Origin of the sequence: Curtobacterium sp. AG1037 (assembly GCF_003349855.1) — a bacterium.
GTDB classification, from domain to species: domain Bacteria; phylum Actinomycetota; class Actinomycetes; order Actinomycetales; family Microbacteriaceae; genus Curtobacterium; species Curtobacterium citreum.
In genome coordinates this window covers 1-1,232 of sequence record NZ_QQAO01000022.1, presented here as the reverse complement: position 1 = coordinate 1,232, position 1,232 = coordinate 1, and the positions used below count along the sequence as shown (strand labels likewise).

Sequence of the window (1,232 nt, the reverse complement as noted above, 5' to 3'; positions counted from 1 at the left end):
GGCGGTTTCAGGGGGTGGTTGCAACACCGCCTTGTTGGGGTTCTGAGAGTAGTCGGGTCAGGGCCTCGGCTGGGCTGTCCCAGTCGAGGGTCTGGCGGGGTCGGCCGTTGAGCTCCGCGGCGACTGTGTCGAGGTCGGCTTCGGTGTGGACGGCGAGGTCGGTGCCCTTGGGGAAGTACTGCCGGAGCAGTCCGTTGGTGTTCTCGTTGCTACCGCGTTGCCAGGGTGAGTGCGGGTCAGCGAAGTAGATGTCGACATCGGTCGCGACGGTGATGCTGTGGTGCGCTGCCATCTCGATGCCCTGGTCCCACGTGATCGAACGGATGAGCTGTTTCGGGAGGGTGCGGATCTTCGCGATCATCGCTTGCGCGACGGTCTCTGGGCGGCGGTCCGTTGGAAGGTGCAGCAGCATCGTGAACCGGGTCGAGCGTTCCACGAGGGTGCCGATCTGGGAACCGTTGTCCTTCCCGATGATCAGGTCCCCTTCCCAATGCCCCGGGACAGCGCGGTCTTCGATCTCCGCGGGCCGTTCGGAGATCGTGATCATCTCCCGGATCCGGTTCACCGACCGAGCATCGCTCCCGACTCGCTGCCGGGGTTTTCGCAGTGTCCTGCCGGTCCGCAGCCGAGCTTGCACGTCTCGTTTCAGGGTGCCGCGAGCCTGAACGTAGATCGACCGGTAGATCGCTTCGTGGCTCACTCGCATCCGTTCATCCGCCGGGAACTCTCGCACCAGTTTCCGGCTGATCTGCATCGGGGACCACTTCCGGTCCAGCCCGTCTTGGACCCAGCCGCGCAGGATCGGGTCCAGGACCAGCTTCGAGGGCTCGGGACGAGCACGCCGCACCTCGGTGCGGTGTTGCGCGATACGAGCGTCGTAGGGACGGCCACCGGAACGGCCCCGCTGGATCTCACGCGAGATCGTCGACGGAGCCCGCCCCAGCATCTTCGCGATTGCACGAATCGACGTTCCCTGCCGCAATGCGGCAGTGATCATCATCCGTTCCCACGGCGACAAGAACCGTGAGGAAACATCCCGCAGCAGATACGCCGGCACCATGCCCCCACGCTGCCGCATCCACGTCCGCCCCTGCGACTGACCGGCCCCGATCAACTCTGCAGCGACCACCGTCGACGCACCCGACCGGATCGCCGACCAGAACACCTGCTGCTGCTCGCGAAGAAACACCCCACGCCACCACCTCGAACTCAAGGTGTTGCAACCACCCCCT

At 65.3% G+C, this 1,232-nt stretch carries 1 protein-coding gene; it reads right to left on the bottom strand.

The features are described 5' to 3' along the window. Positions 1 to 7: 7 nt before the first annotated feature. On the bottom strand, positions 8 to 1,078 hold the full coding sequence (locus tag DEU32_RS16815; protein WP_373682839.1) for an IS30 family transposase: 1,071 nt from the start codon (positions 1,076 to 1,078) through the stop codon (positions 8 to 10). Positions 1,079 to 1,232: the final 154 nt, after the last annotated feature.